General features: G+C 48.3%; 18 protein-coding genes. 5 read left to right on the top strand and 13 right to left on the bottom strand.

From position 1 onward, the window contains the following. Positions 1 to 191: 191 nt before the first annotated feature. The 7 genes from AC4BAP_RS13335 to AC4BAP_RS13365 all read right to left on the bottom strand — a co-directional run bounded on the left by AC4BAP_RS13335 (position 192) and on the right by AC4BAP_RS13365 (position 6,827). A complete protein-coding gene (locus tag AC4BAP_RS13335; RefSeq protein ID WP_490583162.1) occupies positions 192 to 1,283 on the bottom strand; it encodes a glycosyltransferase in 1,092 nt (363 codons plus the stop codon). Then, positions 1,280 to 1,915: a polysaccharide deacetylase family protein gene (locus tag AC4BAP_RS13340; protein WP_490583163.1), complete on the bottom strand. Its 636-nt coding sequence runs from the start codon at positions 1,913 to 1,915 to the stop codon at positions 1,280 to 1,282. The genes AC4BAP_RS13335 and AC4BAP_RS13340 overlap by 4 nt, the downstream gene beginning before the upstream one ends. 144 nt (positions 1,916 to 2,059) lie before the next feature. Beyond that, a complete protein-coding gene (locus AC4BAP_RS13345; RefSeq protein ID WP_490583164.1) occupies positions 2,060 to 3,283 on the bottom strand; it encodes a GAF domain-containing SpoIIE family protein phosphatase in 1,224 nt (407 codons plus the stop codon). After that, entirely contained in the window at positions 3,276 to 4,454 is a 1,179-nt protein-coding gene (locus AC4BAP_RS13350; protein ID WP_490583165.1) for an ABC transporter permease, read from the bottom strand. The genes AC4BAP_RS13345 and AC4BAP_RS13350 overlap by 8 nt, the downstream gene beginning before the upstream one ends. Next, on the bottom strand, positions 4,454 to 4,711 hold the full coding sequence (locus AC4BAP_RS13355) for a hypothetical protein (protein ID WP_490583166.1): 258 nt from the start codon (positions 4,709 to 4,711) through the stop codon (positions 4,454 to 4,456). Before AC4BAP_RS13355 ends, AC4BAP_RS13350 begins: the two co-directional genes overlap by 1 nt. After that, entirely contained in the window at positions 4,708 to 5,841 is a 1,134-nt protein-coding gene (locus AC4BAP_RS13360) for a glycosyltransferase (RefSeq protein WP_490583167.1), read from the bottom strand. Before AC4BAP_RS13360 ends, AC4BAP_RS13355 begins: the two co-directional genes overlap by 4 nt. After that, a complete protein-coding gene (locus AC4BAP_RS13365) occupies positions 5,838 to 6,827 on the bottom strand; it encodes a lysylphosphatidylglycerol synthase domain-containing protein (protein WP_490583168.1) in 990 nt (329 codons plus the stop codon). The genes AC4BAP_RS13360 and AC4BAP_RS13365 overlap by 4 nt, the downstream gene beginning before the upstream one ends. Positions 6,828 to 6,852: 25 nt before the next feature. On the opposite strand from AC4BAP_RS13365, the gene ruvC reads away from it, so the two are divergent. The 4 genes from ruvC to AC4BAP_RS13385 all read left to right on the top strand — a co-directional run bounded on the left by ruvC (position 6,853) and on the right by AC4BAP_RS13385 (position 10,347). Beyond that, positions 6,853 to 7,419, top strand: coding sequence for a crossover junction endodeoxyribonuclease RuvC (gene ruvC / locus AC4BAP_RS13370; protein ID WP_490583169.1), 567 nt, complete (start codon positions 6,853 to 6,855; stop codon positions 7,417 to 7,419). A gap of 298 nt (positions 7,420 to 7,717) precedes the next feature. Further along, positions 7,718 to 8,536 (top strand): MlaE family ABC transporter permease, encoded by an 819-nt coding sequence (locus AC4BAP_RS13375; RefSeq protein WP_490583170.1) that lies wholly within the window; start codon positions 7,718 to 7,720, stop codon positions 8,534 to 8,536. Positions 8,537 to 8,541: 5 nt separating this feature from the next. Further along, complete coding sequence (locus AC4BAP_RS13380) at positions 8,542 to 9,321, top strand: ABC transporter ATP-binding protein (RefSeq protein ID WP_490583171.1); 780 nt, start codon at positions 8,542 to 8,544, stop codon at positions 9,319 to 9,321. Beyond that, the gene (locus AC4BAP_RS13385; protein ID WP_490583172.1) at positions 9,322 to 10,347 is read left to right on the top strand and encodes an MlaD family protein; all 1,026 of its coding nucleotides are present in this window, start codon (positions 9,322 to 9,324) and stop codon (positions 10,345 to 10,347) included. Positions 10,348 to 10,694: 347 nt separating this feature from the next. On the opposite strand, the gene AC4BAP_RS13390 is transcribed toward AC4BAP_RS13385, so the two are convergent. The 6 genes from AC4BAP_RS13390 to rsmA all read right to left on the bottom strand — a co-directional run bounded on the left by AC4BAP_RS13390 (position 10,695) and on the right by rsmA (position 15,581). After that, on the bottom strand, positions 10,695 to 11,093 hold the full coding sequence (locus AC4BAP_RS13390; protein WP_490583173.1) for an HIT family protein: 399 nt from the start codon (positions 11,091 to 11,093) through the stop codon (positions 10,695 to 10,697). 7 nt (positions 11,094 to 11,100) lie between these two features. After that, entirely contained in the window at positions 11,101 to 11,574 is a 474-nt protein-coding gene (gene greA, locus AC4BAP_RS13395; protein ID WP_490583174.1) for a transcription elongation factor GreA, read from the bottom strand. 301 nt (positions 11,575 to 11,875) lie between these two features. After that, positions 11,876 to 12,307: a GNAT family N-acetyltransferase gene (locus AC4BAP_RS13400; RefSeq protein WP_490583175.1), complete on the bottom strand. Its 432-nt coding sequence runs from the start codon at positions 12,305 to 12,307 to the stop codon at positions 11,876 to 11,878. Positions 12,308 to 12,355: 48 nt separating this feature from the next. Beyond that, entirely contained in the window at positions 12,356 to 13,291 is a 936-nt protein-coding gene (locus AC4BAP_RS13405) for an NAD(P)-dependent oxidoreductase (RefSeq protein WP_490583176.1), read from the bottom strand. Positions 13,292 to 13,438: 147 nt separating this feature from the next. Then, entirely contained in the window at positions 13,439 to 14,794 is a 1,356-nt protein-coding gene (mgtE, locus tag AC4BAP_RS13410) for a magnesium transporter (protein ID WP_490583177.1), read from the bottom strand. Position 14,795: 1 nt separating this feature from the next. Then, positions 14,796 to 15,581: a 16S rRNA (adenine(1518)-N(6)/adenine(1519)-N(6))-dimethyltransferase RsmA gene (gene rsmA / locus AC4BAP_RS13415; protein ID WP_490583178.1), complete on the bottom strand. Its 786-nt coding sequence runs from the start codon at positions 15,579 to 15,581 to the stop codon at positions 14,796 to 14,798. 160 nt (positions 15,582 to 15,741) lie between these two features. Here rsmA and AC4BAP_RS13420 point away from each other — a divergent pair, with 160 nt between their 5' ends. Further along, positions 15,742 to 17,175, top strand: coding sequence for a leucyl aminopeptidase family protein (locus AC4BAP_RS13420; RefSeq protein WP_490583179.1), 1,434 nt, complete (start codon positions 15,742 to 15,744; stop codon positions 17,173 to 17,175).

Below are 17,175 nucleotides of genomic sequence, written 5' to 3' on the forward strand. Positions count from 1 at the left end.
TAAACCTACTGCGTTGTAGCCAACAAGACGCAAAATATTGCGTCTCTACATTCCGAATAACGAATAACCAATAAACGACAATAGCGTCTCTACATTTTCTAATAACGAATAACGAACAACCAATAACGACAATAGCGTTTCTACATTTTCCAATAACGAATAACTAACAACCAATAACGAAACCTACTGCTTTAGTACTTCCGACCTTTCCAGACTGTCTTAACCGGAAGGTAGTAGAAGACCAGTAACAGAATAGAGGTGACAACCAGGTAAATCTCAAACAGGAAGTATAGCCACCAGGGGGCAGCGCGGTTCAGTCGGCGCAGGCAAACGTGCAGGTATAGGCTTTGCAGGCTGAGCTTGGCTGCAAAGATACTGGCCACAATACCAGCTGAAGTATAAAACCCGAAGGGCAGCAACACGGGGTAATAGGCCGAATGCAACACCAGGATAATGACCATGTATACAGGCAGGTGCATGGAGCCCTTCATCCAGCGTTTGCGTTGGTGCATAAACTGGTTAAAGCCTTCGGCAGGCGTAGAAAGGGCCAGTACTTTATGGTTGTAAACGTTTCGGAAACCCCAGCCTTTTGCCAGTATCTTGTTAAAAATGGCAATGTCCTCGGTGATTGAGAAAGGCACGTTTTCAAAGCCCCCCGCATCTTCATACGCCTTGCGGCGCAGCAGCATGTTGTTACCCATGGTAGTTACCGGCAGGTTCAGGTCCGATACCACCTGCATCAGGCCCAGCGCATAGAGCCAGTCTAGGGCCTGAAGCCTGGCAAACAAAGTATGATTTTGGGTGGTAGTAATGCCCGTAACCACACCCACATCGTTCTGCATGGCTGCCAGCATGGCTTTAACCCAGGTAGGCGGCACGGCAATATCAGCATCGGTGTAGAAAAAGTAATCGTTTGTTGCCAACCCAGACAGCTGCGCCAGCACGTTCTGCTTGCCTTTCAGCTGCGCTATTGTGCCGGTTATAGCAATGCACCTGTAATTGGGTTTGTCTTCGATAAATGCCTCTATTACCTCTTGTGTGCGGTCCGTGCTGCCGTCGTTACCGATCAGCACTTCTATTTTCTCTTTGGGGTAATCCAGGTCTTCGATGGCTGTAAGACAGCGGGTAATGGTATGTTCCTCGTTTCGGGCGGCTATAAGTATGCTGATGCGGGGCTGTTGGTCGGGGTTAGTCGGGTACTGCTTGCGGTTTATCAACAGCAATACCAGCAGCACCATGAAAAGGGTGAAGAAAAGTATAAAATAGACGACAGATACGATCATAGGGGCTTGAAGGTGTAGCCCAAGCCGCTAAAATGCTCCAGGTAGCGGGGCAGCGTATACATCATGTTTCGCTTCGCCTTCAGGCTGTCGTGAAATACGATGATGCTGCCGTTTTGGGTACTTTCAACAGATTTGCGCAGGCATTTCTCCGGCGACAGGCTATTGTCATAATCGTTGGTGAGCACATCCCACATCACGATCTCATACTTGTCCTGCAGCTGCCTGGCTTGCTTTTGTGTAATGCGGCCATAGGGTGGCCTGTACAGCAGTTTCTCACTATCGGAAGTATACCTATCCAGTTCCTGTTGGCAAAGCGCCACATTGGCTACATATGGCTTCAGATCAACACGCCAGCCGTTCAGGTGGTTAAAAGTATGGTTGGCGAGTAAATGACCTTCGGTTTGAATACGTGCAGCGATCTCGGGGTGCTTACGCACATTATCGCCAACGCAAAAGAAAGTGGCCTTAGCCTTATACTTCGCCAACTGGTCCAGTACCCAGGGGGTTGCCTCCGGTATGGGGCCGTCGTCGAAGGTGAGGTACAGTATTTTCTCCTGCGTAGCCTCCCGTTGCCAGGTATACGCTGGCCACAGCTTTTTAAGTATAGCAGGAGTTTTGTAGAGGCGGATCAAGGTTTAATTTGAAAATTTGAAAATGAGAAGATTTGGAAATTTGATAATTAAAATACTGCTTTTGGATTTAAGACATTTATCATTTCTTATTCTTCTGAATCATCTTCAAATTTACACATCTCCAAATTTTCAAATCTGAAAAACCTATTTAAACCTGCAAGACAACAAGGTGATGTCGTCGTTGAGGGCGGCCTCTTCGTTGTAGAGGTTTATTTCGCGGAGCAGTTGCAGGTGCATCATCTTTGAACTCAGGAACCGGTTACGCTGCAAAAATTCGATACATCCCTCCACCCCAAACTCTGCCTCGTCTTCATCAAACACCTCGGTAAGGCCGTCGGTGTAGCAAAGCAGCACGGCGTGGCGCGGCACCTCAATGCGGGTTACCGACATAAATGGCAGCACATCAAACACACCCAGCATGGTACAGCCTTCGTTCAGGAGGCGGTGCGAGTTGTCTTCGTACAAAAGTATAGGTGCATTGTGGCCTGCGTTTACGTAGCTAAGCTCCCTTGTTTTACGGTTATACAGGGCCAGGAACATGGTCACGAACTTCTCGGCGATCGCATTGCGGTAGATCAGGTTATTTAGTTCAGCCACCACCGTGTTCAAATCGGAGGTCTGGCGAAGTATGGTTCTGAGGCCCGCCTGGAAATTAGACATCAGCAGTGATGCCGGCACGCCTTTACCCGAAACATCCGCCACACAGAAAACAAAGTTATCCGGGTCAATCTCGATAAAGTCGTAATAGTCGCCGCCGATGGACGAATGCGGAATATAACTGGCATAAATGGCTATGTCCTTATCGTTTGGCAAAGACTTCGGGAAAAGCATGGACTGCACCTCTCTGGCAATCTCTATCTCACGGCGAATGGACTCCTGGGCCAGTCGCTGCCGGGTCATTTTGTGGTTCTCGATGGCCACCAGCATAATGTTACTGACGGTCTGCACAAAATTCAGGGCCTCCATGTTTGTATGGTAAGGCTGCGTTTTGCCGATCATCACAAATGCCAGCACCCTGCCATTATGGAAAATCGGGATCACAATTTCGAAAGCACGCCATTTTTTATCCACGCTCAGTTTGGAGGTGCGCGTGATCTCCTTCAGGTCAAGTATGGCTTCGGGAATGTCCTGTCGGGTAAAGTCCTGCTCGGTGCCAAAACATACTTTGCACTGCCAGTTATCGTCGTGCACAAACAGCACCAAACGGCTTATCTGCAACTGGGCAAGCAGCGTAAACCTGTAAATTTTGTAAAGAGCCGGCTCCGGAAGGTTGTCGTTAATAGCCTGTGTGATTTCGAGCAAGGCCGACAGCTCCAGCTTCTTCAGGTTAAGTTCCTGTTGTATACTTGGTACGGTTATATCAGCCATTAGAAATCGGGATTTTAGGGTCGTAAGCATCGCGCAGGCCGTTGCCTAACAAGTTGAAGGCCAGCACGAGTAAACTGATGCTTATACTAGGTAAAAGTACTAAAAAAAGACCAGCCTTGGCACCTATCAACTGAAAACCTTCGTTCACCATCATACCCCACGAGGGAGCCGGAGGTTGCACGCCCAGGCCAAGAAAACTCAGGCCGGCCTCGATAAGTATAGCTGAGGCAAAGTTGGCTGTGGCAATTACGATAAGTGGTCCCAGCATGTTAGGCAGCAGGTGCCTGAATATGATCTTGTATTGCGGAACACCCAGCACGTTGGCGGCCTCTACATAGGTTTTTTCTTTCAGGCTGAGAATCTGGCCACGCACTACACGCGCCACCTCTACCCACATGGTTAAACCAACTGCCACAAACGCCACCCACACGCCTTTGCTGTCCAGGGCAAGGCTGATGGCGATCACCAGCATGATGCTCGGCACCGACCAGACCACCGTCATCAGGAAGAGCATCAGGTCATCTACCCGGCCACCAAAATAGCCACCCACAGCACCGATCGTGATGCCTACTACCAGGGAAATGAGCACGGCCACAAAGCCAATGCCCAGCGAAATACGGGTACCAAGTATAAGTCTGCTAAGTACGTCGCGGCCTGCCTTGTCGGTACCAAACCAATAGGTTTTCTGGGCTATCTTCTCACGCGTAACCACCTGTTTCAGGCTTTCCGGATCGTTGGTTTCAGCGTCGGTAACCAGGTCAGTTATGGCATAGGCACGCACTTTGTCGGCCAGGGCGTTGTTGCTGCGCAAAGGCTGCACATACAGGCTATCGCCCCGGAAAGTATAATCCTCGATAGGCAACTCGGTAAATGGCGCCGGCCTCCCGAAAAGTATAAACTCAATGAAGTTGGTGTCATCTTCTTCAGCCATGAGCGCAGGCACTTTCAGCACCTGGGTGGTAAAGCCTGGCTGCCGCTTCTGCAGCTGCACAATGCCGTTGTTGGCATTAGGCGATGAGTCAGGCATGATGGCATAACCGGCAATGGCAACCAGCACGGCGAAAAGTATGATAAACAGGCCAACCATGGCAGGCTTGTTTTGTAGCAAACGTTGGCGAACGTAGTAGGAAGGCGGCCTCGAAACCGGGGTTTCCTTAACTTTTGTGGTCATTAGATGGAGTTATGGACAACCAGGCCCGCTTTAGTGGCCAGGTAAAAGTAATCTTGGCACTGCTGCCCGAAAGTAGCCTCGTCGTATTCGTGCTCCGTGTCCTGGTCCGGGTAAAGTATCTTTACATACCCTCGCTTTATCAGCGATTGCAGGGCAGCACAGATTTCGCTGTCTGTTAACGACAGGGTGGTTTTGAGGTCTGGGTAGGAGGCCACAAAGTATAGCTCGTCCAATATGTCAAATTCGTTATCGCTCATGAGTTCTGTATTGTTCTTCCTTTCCAACGGTACCTGCCAAACAAGCCGCCAATACCTGTAAACACCACATAGGGTATATACACCAGTTGCAATGGCAGCATGTGCCAAATGTAGTCCCTCCTGTTTAGGAACACTAGTATACGTTCTAAAAATAAGAAATCTATGGCAAACTTGGTAAAATATGCCCCCAGAAAAATGTGCAGCGACAGATGACCGAAAAGCAGCAGCGGGATAGAAAGGAACAACAGGAAATTCACGAGAAAAACAGTTAGGGCTACCAATTGAACATCTATGCTCTGGTAAGCACGCCACTTGCTGGCCCATCTTACCCGCTGTGACAAAAAGGGAATCAACCCCTTACATGCATTTGTGTAAACTACAGCTTTAGGGTCTTTCAGAAATACCGCCTTGCCGGGAAACATCCGGTGCACCTTGTGCAACAGGAACTCATCGTCGCCACTGGCTATGCCTTCGTTGCCCTCAAAGCCACGCACATGCTCAAAAATATTTTTCGGGTAAGCCAGATTAGCCCCGTTACACATGTTGGGCCTGTTTAAAGCCAATGATGCGCCTCCAATACCTATTAGACTAGCAAACTCGACCAATTGCATTCGTTCAAATATTGTACACGTATTCTGGAAGCATACAGGCCCGCTGATAAAGTATGGCTTTTGAGTTTCATAGGTTTGGGCAAACAGTTTAAGCCATTCTGCTCCCACGCTACAATCGCCATCCGTAAATACTAACAGCGTACCTCCTGACTGTTCTACGCCATACTTAACCGCACCTTTCTTCATACTTAAACCTGGCTTATCAGCAAGGCTCAACACATTCATACTCATTGTGGAACCCAAACTATATTGATGTATTAGTTTAAGTGTTCCATCGGTAGAGTGATCGTCTACTACAACCACCTCAAAAAGCTGTTTCGGGTATTGCTGCGCCTCCAGGTCCTGCAACAAATTCAGGATATTGGCTGCCTCGTTACGGACTGGGACGATAATAGAGATCGAAGTTGTAGGCAAATATTCATCATGGCTTTTACCTTGAGGCATGCTTACCCAGGCAACCAGCCGCCGCAGCACTATCCAGGCATAGGCCAGCAGCGAAAGCGACAGTAGCCAGATCATGCGGGCACTCCTTTCCGGGCCAGGCGCACGTGTAGTACAAAATATAAACCCACCGCGCTGGGCACTGCAATGTTTAGCAGCCAAAGGCTCAGGCTGGCGCTTAGTACCTGTAGCCTCCCCTCCCCTAGCAGCCCGAACAGGTAAATCGCCGACAACTCCCGCACACCCAGGTCTGATATAAGGCTAACCGATGGCACCACCGATTTAAGAAAGAATGTACCGGCTACGCCGCTCAGGTATTCTAAAGGGTACAGGTTTACACCAAAAAGTATAAGCAGCAGAACAAACTGTACCAGGAAAACAAAATACCTGCCCAACGACAGTACAAGCAACTGTGAGATCTCGGCAAAAGTATATTCCCCTATCACCGACACATACTGTACAAAAGGCCGTAGTGGTTTAATGGCACCAACAACAGCCACCATGGCTTTAGCATGATAGAGCAGAACTAGCATGGTAACGCTTACAGCCGCCAACAGAAAGAGCACACTTAGTGCCGCCCCGGGGTACTGAACCCAGTAAAACCGAAGTAAAAAGTATAGCAAACCCAGAGAGCCCACCAACACCGTAGCCACCAACTGGCAATATCGCCCTATGAAAATAGCCCCGATGGCCTCAAGGCGCTGGCGGCTTTTCAGTTCCAGTACCCGGCCAGCGTAATCGCCGAGGCGGTTCGGGGTGATAAAGCCCAGCGTAAGGCCCACCATCACGGCACGGTAGGCGGCGGCAAAACTCATAGGCTCCAGTTTGTTGCCCAATAGCTGCCACTTACTGGCCTCAAATCCCCAATTTACAGGTATAAGTACGGCCACAAGTATTAAAAGTCCGGAAGATGAGCTTGAAAGGGCTGTTTCTAAAATTTGCTGCCAGCTCATCAATGTATCCGGGGCGGTAAAAACAGCCTGGTGCAGCAGGTAGAATGTGAGCAACACCACCAGCAATTTACCGGAGAGTAAAAGGAACCTTCTATTGGGAGTAATGTTCAAGATATTGTCTTAATTTTGTAGCCTTATGGTTTACACTTCTGCACTTCCTCCTAATAAACTCATACTTGGCATAGACCCCGGTACACAGGTAATGGGCTACGGCCTCATCGAAGTTACTGGTTCTAAGGTACACGTGGTGCAGTATGGTGTGATCCACTTGAAGAGCTACAGCAATCACGCCATCAAGTTAAAGAAAATTTTTGACCGTATGATACAGCTCATCGACGAGTACCTACCCGATGAGCTTGCCATCGAGTCGCCATTCTTTGGCGTGAACGTGCAAAGTATGCTTAAATTGGGGCGTGCCCAGGGCGTGGCCATTGCAGCCGCTTTATCACGCGATATACCTTATGTAGAGTATGCCCCAAAAAAAGTAAAACAGTCTGTCACAGGTAACGGCAATGCCTCTAAAGAGCAAGTGGCAAGCATGTTAGTTCAAATTCTCAAAATTCAGCCTGATCCGAAGATGTTTGATGCGACAGATGCCCTTAGCGTGGCCCTTTGCCATCATTACCAGAAGGGCAACAACGCCAAGCAAGGAGGCAAGTCCTGGAAAACTTTCCTGGCCGACAACCCGGATAGGCTCGCCTGAGGCTGAAAGCTGCCTTTCATTTCAAGCTTTCGGCAAAGCCACACATTAAGCATTATGCACATCAACAAACTTATAATGTGCCACTTACGCAGCTTTACAAATTGTAATACCCTGTACCATTCAGTGTGTCAAAATATTAGCATCTGAAATTATTTTGCTCCAGTGCAAAAAATCGTACCTTTCCTTCGTAAAGGTAAGCTGTGCGTTAACAAAAGCGCCGCCGCTTTGTATTAAAAATAAATCATTTGAACCGTTGTCTTGGTAAAGACAGATTAAAGATGCTAGTTAAACAGCATACATGGATTTAGACAACAACAAACCCGGAAACGTTAGAACCCGGCGCAGGTATGTTACCACCCGGAGGCTCGACAGGATATTTGTGGAGTTGGCCAGCGTATTCCGGTTCATCGTACGTTTTTTTAAAGAATTACCGTTCCCACCTTACGAGTTTCGGGAGATCATCAAGCAGTGCTACGAAATCGGGGTGCGCTCGCTTCCGCTTATCTCCCTTACGGGGTTTATCATCGGTATCGTATTTACTAACCAGTCGCGCCCTTCGCTTGCCGATTTTGGTGCCACCTCGCTGTTGCCTGCGCTTATCTCAGTGGCTATTGTAAGGGCTATGGGCCCACTTGTAACCGCGCTTATTGCTGCTGGCAGGGTTGGCTCAAACATTGGCGCCGAACTAGGCTCTATGCGCGTAACTGAGCAGATCGATGCCATGGAGGTATCTGCTACTAACCCGTTTAAGTTTTTAGTGGTAAGCCGCGTGCTGGCCTCTACCCTGATGATACCCGCACTAACCATGTACACCACAATGGTATCATTGCTTGGTGGTTACCTGAACGTGCACCAGAACGAGCTCACCACCCTTACTACTTTCTTTTACCAGGTATTCGAGGCCATTACTTTCCTCGACATCATCGCTTCATCGGTTAAATCCGTGATATTCGGGTTTACGATTGGTATGGTAGGGTGTTATAAAGGGTATAACTCTTCTAAAGGTACTGAGGGTGTAGGCAAGGCTGCCAACTCATCGGTGGTAACGGCGATGTTCCTTATATTTATCGAAGAGCTGCTGATTATGCAGGTGATTAACGCAATTAGAGCATTTTAGCGCCAATGAAGGCAAAGGAAATAAACCCGAAGATAGACAGAAGCGAGAAAGTGATCTCTATTAGAGGTCTCCGGAAGGCTTTTGACGATTTTGAGGTGCTGAAAGGGGTAGACCTGGATCTGTATAAAGGTGAAAACCTGGTAGTGCTGGGTCGCTCGGGCACCGGCAAGTCCGTGTTGATCAAAATAATATCTGGTTTGTTACAGGCCGACGAAGGCTATGTAAACGTACTGGGCAGGGAGGTTGGAAAACTGATACCCAAAGAGCTGGATAAGCTACGGTTAAAGATCGGCTTCTCGTTCCAGAACAGTGCCCTATACGACAGCATGACCGTAAAGGAGAACCTGGAGTTTCCGCTGGTGCGTCACTCCAAAGAAATGAGCCAGCAGGACCGTGATAAGCTGATAGACGTGGTGCTGGATGCTGTTGGTTTGTCGCAGGCACTGCACCAGATGCCGTCGGAGCTTTCGGGGGGGCAGCGCAAACGCATTGGCATTGCCCGCACACTTATACTTCGGCCCGACATTATGCTGTATGACGAGCCTACTGCCGGCCTTGACCCTATTACAAGTATAGAGATCAACAAACTGATAAATGAGGTACAGCGCAGGTTTAACACCTCCTCCATCATCATCACCCACGACCTAACCTGCGCCCGCGCCGTAGGAGACAGAGTAGTGATGCTGCTGGACGGGCAGTTTCAGCGGGAGGGCACGTTTGAGGAGGTTTTTGCGGCCCCTGATGAGCGTATTAAAGCTTTTTACAATTACAACTTTATCGACTAAATGAGTTCTGCAGATAATAAACGAACCGTGATAGTGGGCATCTTCGTGTTCCTGGCTATTGTTATCCTGGTGGCAGGTATCTTCACGCTGGCAGGCCAGCAGAAGCGACTGATAAGCACCATCTCTGTGATGGCCATATTCGATGATGTGGCCGGCCTGAAAAAGGGTAATAACGTATGGTTCTCCGGTGTAAAGATCGGCACCATTAAGTCCATCAGCCTGTATGGCGATGCGCAGGTAATGGTAACCATGAACATCGAGGAAAGCGCACAGCAGTACATCCGTGAGAACTCCATGGCACGCATCAGCTCCGAAAGCTTTATCGGCAACAAAAATATTGTAATCGAGGGTGGCACCCAGGCAGCACCGCCAGTGGAAGACGGTGACATCATCAAGGCCATCAATCCCCTAAACACCGACGACCTGATGGAAACGCTGCAGAAAAACAACAAGAACCTGGTAGCCATTACCAGCGACTTCAAACAGCTTTCTTCTAAGCTCGTGCAAGGCGAGGGCACCATCGGGGCCATACTTACCGACACTGTGATGGCTGATAACTTCAGGGCTATTGTGGCAAACCTACAGCAGACTTCCAGAAGAACAGTGGCTGCTTCTAACGAGCTGTCTAGGTTTACATCTAAACTGAACAGGCCTGGCGGACTTGCCAACAGCATTGCCACCGACACCGTGGTTTACAGCAGATTGAAAGCATCTATGGCCGAACTGAAGCAAGCCACTGACGCAGCATCCGATTTGATGGAAAACCTGCAGGAAGCCAGCCAGAAACTGAATAGCAAGAACAATGCTGCAGGCGTACTGCTATCGGATGAACAGTTTGCAAGACAGCTGCAGCGCACCATGCAGAACCTGGAAACCAGCAGCAAAAAGTTCGACCAGAACATGGAGGCCCTGCAAAGCAATTTCCTGCTACGTGGTTTCTTCAGAAAACAAGCCAAACAGGAGGCCGAAGAGCAACTGCAGAAAGACCTGCAGCAGAAACAGCAGGATACTACGCGAACGCAGTAGTTTTTTTCGTTATTCGTTGTTGGTTGTTCGTTGTTCGGAATGTAGAGACGCAATATTTTGCGTCTTGCCAGCTACAAGGCAGTAGATTTCGTTATTGATTATTAGTTATTTGTTATTGGGAAATGTAATCTTGTCCCCTACAACGCAGTAGATTTCGTTATTGATTATTCGTAATTCGATTCTGTAGAGACGCAATACTTTGCGTCTTGTCCGCTACAGCGCAGTAGGTTTCAATTTTGATTATTGGGAAATGTAACCCCAGGGCATTTGAAGAGCTAACATAAAAAGAGGCGGGGCAAGTATAAAACTATACTTGCCCCGCCTCTTTTTATACTTTTACCTATACCTTAAATGTGGTATTCAGCTCTTATTTTCTCAGCTACTTCCTCCATCTCTTCTTTGCTGAATTCTTTTTTATTGGCAAAGTTCATGTCCTGCATGCTGTTTAGCGGAATCAGGTGTACATGTGCATGCGGCACCTCTAAACCAACCACAGCAACCCCAACCCTGTTGCAGGGCACTGCCTTTTTAATGGCCTTGGCCACCTCCTTCGCAAAAGCCATCAGGCCCAGGTACAGGTCATCGTTCAGGTCGAATATGTAATCCACCTGCTCCTTCGGTATTACTAAAGTATGGCCTTTGGTGGTCGGAAACACATCCAAGAAGGCAAGGTAACGTTCATTCTCTGCTATTTTATAAGCAGGGATCTCACCCTTAACAATCTTTGTAAATATCGAAGGCTCCATAGTTCGTTTAACGGCTGATTTCTAAGACTTCAAACTGAATTTTGCCGGCAGGGATGGTGATCTCCACAGTGTCTCCAACAGACTTGCCTAGCAAACCCTTACCGATTGGCGATTTAACGGAGATCTTTCCTGCTGCCAGGTCTGCTTCCTCTTCCGCCACCAGTGTATAGTCTACTACCATATTGTTCTTAAGGTTTTTGATTTTCACCTTAGACAATATCAGTGCCTTACTGGAATCCAGGTTCGACTCATCGATCAGGCGGGCATTGCCTACGATCTCCTCCATTTTGGCGATCTTTAGTTCCAGGTGGCCCTGTGCATCCTTGGCAGCATCATACTCCGCGTTCTCGCTCAGGTCACCTTTATCGCGTGCCTCAGCTAACTGGCGTGCCACCTCGGCACGTCCTTTTGTCTTGAGCTCAGCCAGTTCGTCTTTCAGTTTCTGCAAACCTTCTGCTGTGTAATAAGAAATCTTGCTCATAGTTATGTTCTCACGTTTAAAACACAAAAGCAAAAAGAACGGTTATGGCGCGCATAACCGTTCTTTTTGCCAAATATGTAAAATTATTTAATTCTTTTCTAGTTCGGCGGCAGGTGTGTTGGCAACAACCGCCAAAGTTTTAGCATAAGCATCAACTTCTGTCCTACAATTAGGCCTGCGAGCTTCTCTCTTTGGCCTCGACTAAGGCAAATATAATACTTTTAATACATAATAAACAATAGCCGCCTCAGCTATCTTTTTTACGTTACAAACCAAAGTTCAGCCGCCTTGTTTCCTAAATTTATACTTGCTGGTACAAGAGTAAAGTTGACTGCTCATAGGTTTGCTGGCACCACTCCCACTTCTCCAAAACCTGCTCAGGCACATTGCTTGTGTCGGCAACCGGTTCAAAACCGCATTGCTCATAAAACCGATGCAAATGACTAAAGGGCAGGCAGTAAACCGTTTTTTGCTCAGTCTGGTGCAGCAGGTAGGTAACTATACTTTTAGCCAGCCCAAAGCCGCGGCACTTCTCCTTTATATACATGCCCCCAAGCTCCAGACAGCTTTCATTTATACTTACCAAACGCCCTATACCAACCCGTTCCCCTTCTACCTCAACTATGGCAATGATCTCCTGTTCGTAGACTGAGGGGCGAAACCTGACTTTACTGTACTGTTCGTTTATCCACTCCAGCTCTTCCGGCTCGGCTTTCCTGATTGTAACATTCATACTTTAGTTTACGGAAAAACACACAAAGTATACAGTTGCTTAATTATGTTAAATTAGATTCAAGACTTTTATCCTTTCTACCAATACCTCGTTGATCTTAACATAAGATTCGTGCGTCCAGCCGGCAATATGCGGGGTAAGTATGACATTGATGGCCTGGGCCAGGTAATCGAAGGTTTGTTGCTGCTGCACTGTCAAAGTGTCTAGTTTTTCGTTTTCCAGTACATCCAGGGCAGCGCCTTTTATATTTCCGTTTTGCAGGTACTTCACTATTGCGGCCAGATCTGCCACATCGCCGCGCGAGGTGTTCAAAAACCAGATTGGTTTCTGAAAGCCTTCAAAAAATAACTCGCCAGCAAAATTCAGGTTTTCTTCAATAAACGGTATGTGCAGGCTTACGATATCCGCTTGTTGCTGCAGTTCTTCCAGTGATACACGCTCAGCGGGTGCGGCTATCTTTTCAGGGGCATAACGGTCGTAGGCTATAATGCGGCATCCAAAACCGCTGAGAACTCTGGCAAAGCTCTGCCCCATGTTTCCGTAACCTATAATTCCCACCGTTTTTCCGCTTATCTCCTCTCCCCTGTTTTCTTCACGCAACCACACTTTATTGCGCACCTCCATATCGCCGCGCACGATGTTGCGCATCAGGGATAACAGCAAACCTAAAGCAAACTCACCTACTGCCTGTCGGTTTCCTTCGTTGGCACCTATCAGGGCTATATTTCTTTCCTGTAGCGCATTGGCATCAATGTTATCTACACCGGCACCAGCCCGGGCCACAAACTTAAGCTTATCGGCATACTTCAGTGTATCAGCTGTAATCCGCATCTTGCTTCGTACAATCAGCCCGTCAAAGCCTGCCAGCGCCTCGCATACTTCCGCAGGTTTTATCTTTGGCCTGTAATCAGCCTCCATACCTATACTTTCCAGCATCGGAAATATACTTGGATGAATCTCATCGATGATCAGGACACGGGGCATAGAAATTATGAATTATGAATTATGAATTATGAATTATGAATTATGAATTATGAATTAAGAATTGGGTGGATTTTATACGTCAGAGTCTTTAAGGAGAATATAGCCCTCTTTTGATTTAATGTTTAAGGAAATGTAATTCGTAATTCCCTACAAACTATACAGCAGATGCGCCACGCCAAAGTATATGGTCAAACCTAAAAGGTCGTTGGCAGTGGTGATAAACGGACCGGCGGCCACAGCGGGGTTGATCCCGAATTTGTCGAGCACCATCGGCGTAACAGTACCCATAAGCGAGGCCAGCATTACCACAGAAAAAAGCGCCACCGATACCACAACAGATAACGTAAGGTCGTTTCTGAAAATATAGGTAAAGCTGAACACCAGGATCGAAATGATAAGTGCATTGAGCAGGGCCACCAACACCATTTTAAAAATACGCTGGGCAAAGTTCTCAAACATCACTGCGTTGGAAGAAAGCGTCTGGATGATGATGGAAGAAGACTGAATACCCACGTTACCGCCTGTTGCCGTGATAAGCGGAACAAACAGCGCTAATGCCGGAAGTATGGCAATGTCGCTTTCGAAGAAACCCATGAACTGCGCAGCCAGCAACCCACCCACCATACCGATAATCAGCCAGGGCAAACGCGAACGCGAAATTCGGAACACGCTGTCGTCTTCCTCCACGTTCTCCGAGATACCCGTCATCAACTGGCGGCTTAGTTCGGCTTGCTCCTGCATTACGTCTACCACGTCGTCGATGGTGATACGCCCAAGTAGCCTGCCCTGTATGTTTACTACAGGTATGGCTTCCAGGTCATACTTCTGCATCACGCTCACTACTTCGTTCTCATCCCTGAACGACTCTATCGAAATCACATCCGGGTTATAGATGTCCTTTACAAGTATGTCGTCTTTAGAGAGCAAAAGCGCCTTCACACTCACGCGCCCAACCAGCACGTCGCGGTTATCTACCACATATACCGTGTAAATGCGTGACACATCTTCTGCCTGCCTGCGAATCTCCTCGATACACTGCCTCACACGCCAGTTCAGGTTTACCTTGATAAGCTCTTTTGCCATCAAACCACCCGCACAATCCTCTTCGTAGTGCAGCAGGTCCAGGATGTCCTTGGCCTTCTCCTCGTTCTCGATTAAAGCAATTACCTCCTCACGCGTCTGCACCGACTGCTCGTTCAGAATATCCACGGCATCGTCGGAGTGCATCAGGTTTACGTAGCGGGCAATCTCGGCGCTGGTAAAGTAATCGAGAAAGTCTTCGCGTATGTCATAGTCCAGGTCGCTCAGGATCTCGGCTCCCACCTCCGGCGGCAGCAGGTCCATCACATACTTCGACTCGTTTGCATCCAGTTCGTAGAGCACCGTGGTAATATCGGCCGGGTGCATCTCTCCCATCGTACTCAGGATAAACTCGCTATCCTGGCGTTCAATGGCCTGCTCTACCTGCTCAATATAATCACGTGTAATCTCTAGCTGCTGCATACTATGGCTGTATATTCTGCTCTATCAGTTGGGTCAATTCTACGAAATCCTGCACGGAAAGCTGCTCGGCGCGTTTGTCGAAAACAGGCTGGGCAGTTACTTCAGGCGGCAAGTTATAACTTCGGAGTGAGTTACGAAGCGTTTTGCGTCTTGTTCCGAAACTTAATTTAACTACCTGAAAAAACAGTTTCTCGTTACAGGCCAGTTTCTCCACCTCGTTTCGCACCAAACTAATTACGGCAGATTTTACCTTTGGCGGCGGGTTAAACACCTTCTCTCCTACGGTAAACTTGTAATCGATAGTATAAAAAGCCTGCAGCAGCACGCTAAGTATACCATATGTTTTAGACCCCGGAGGCGCTGCGATACGCTCTGCTACCTCTTTCTGAATCATGCAAACCACCTCCGGCACCACATCGCGCTGCTCCAGCACTTTAAAGAATATCTGGCTCGAGATGTTGTAAGGGAAGTTACCGATAATGGCAAACGGCCCCGGGAACAGTTTGCTCAGGTCCGTCTTCAGGAAGTCGGCAGAGATAATGCGGTCTCCTAAGGTCGGGAAATGTTCCTGCAAGTAGGCAATGGACTCACGGTCTATGTCCACCACTGTGGTTCTGTAGGCTGGGTTCTGGATAAGGTACTGCGTGAGCACGCCCATGCCCGGCCCTATCTCCAACACATCCTGTACACCATTCGGCAGTGTAAGCTGGTCTACAATCTTTTTAGCAATGTTCTGGTCTACCAGAAAGTGCTGGCCCAGGTGCTTTTTTGGTTTTACATTACCCACTTTATACTATTTAGGAGCCTGAGTATCAAAAAGTATACTTTTCCGCTCAATCTCGTTATACCTTACATTGCGCCGGCGCTACAACCACAGCGGGTCTACAGCGCTTTTCGCATTACGTATTATACTTACTATATTTGAGGCTCAAAGATACGAACGACAAATGCCAACACAACTTAAATACGACACAAGCTTAGCTAAAAATACCGATCTGGCTATAATTATCGCCAAAGATGCGGTAAGTCAGGTGCAGGAACTGCAGCCGGAAGAGCAAAACTATGTGCAGCAGCAGGTAGACCAGGACGCCAGGTTCATTTACCTGAACCGCTACTCGCACCGCGTATATGTGCTGGTACAACCAGAGGCTAAAACCGAATATCTAAAAAATGAGGCGTTGCGTCAGGCGGGTCATGCGCTGCTAAAGCAACTGCGCACCGACAAGGCCAGCCAGGTAACCATACTTGATAAAACCAACTCGCAGGCAAGCTTATACTTAGCCGAGGGTTTATACCTTAGCAACTATCAGCACCTAAAGTATAAAACCAAAGACCCGAAAGCCAGCACGCTGCAAACCATTACCATTGCCGACGAAAGTATAAATGCAGACCAAGTGCAGGAACTTGCCAATGTGCTGGAGGCCGTGTATAAAGTGCGCGACCTGGTAAACGAACCACACAGCCACCAGTCGGCCACGCAATTTAGCGAGCAGCTGGAAGAACTGGCAAAGGAAGGTGGTTTTGATATTGAGATACTGGATGAGCTGAGAATTCAAAGCCTGAAGATGGGTGGCTTGCTGGCCGTGAACCAGGGCAGCGAAGAACCAGCCACCTTTAATATATTAGAGTGGAAACCTGAGAACGCCAAAAACAGCAAACCATACATATTGGTAGGTAAAGGTGTTGTGTACGACACTGGTGGCCTGAGCCTGAAGCCAACACCGCAGTCGATGGACTACATGAAGTCTGACATGGCCGGTGCTGCTGCTGTAACAGGTGTGCTTTATGCCGCTGCTAAAAACAAGTTGCCTCTGCACATTATCGGTTTAATTCCGACTACGGATAACAGACCAGGCGGCAGAGCCGTTGCCCCAGGCGACGTGATCACGATGCACAACGGCATGACCGTAGAGGTACTGAACACCGACGCCGAAGGCCGCCTTATACTTGCCGATGCCCTTAGCTTTGCCAAGAAGTATAACCCAGAGCTAGTGATTGACCTGGCCACGCTTACAGGTTCTGCCATGCGCGCAGTAGGTAAAGAAGGCCTGGTAGTGATGGGCACTGCCGGCGAGGAAGTAATGGCTGGCTTGAAGAAGTCTGGTGACAATGTGCATGAGCGTACTGTGGAGTTTCCGTTGTGGGATGAATACAGAAAACAGCTTGACTCCGACATTGCCGACCTGAAAAATATTGGTGGCGCAGACGCTGGCCACATAACAGCGGGCAAGTTTTTAGAGGAGTTCACTGATTACCCTTGGGTGCATTTCGATATTGCCGGCACAGCCTACCTGCACGCCGAAGACTCTTACCGCGGCAAGTTAGCCACAGGTTCAGGCGTTCGTCTGGTTTACAATTACCTAAACTCTCAGGTACGATAA

It is taken from the genome of Pontibacter sp. GD7, from assembly GCF_058216375.1.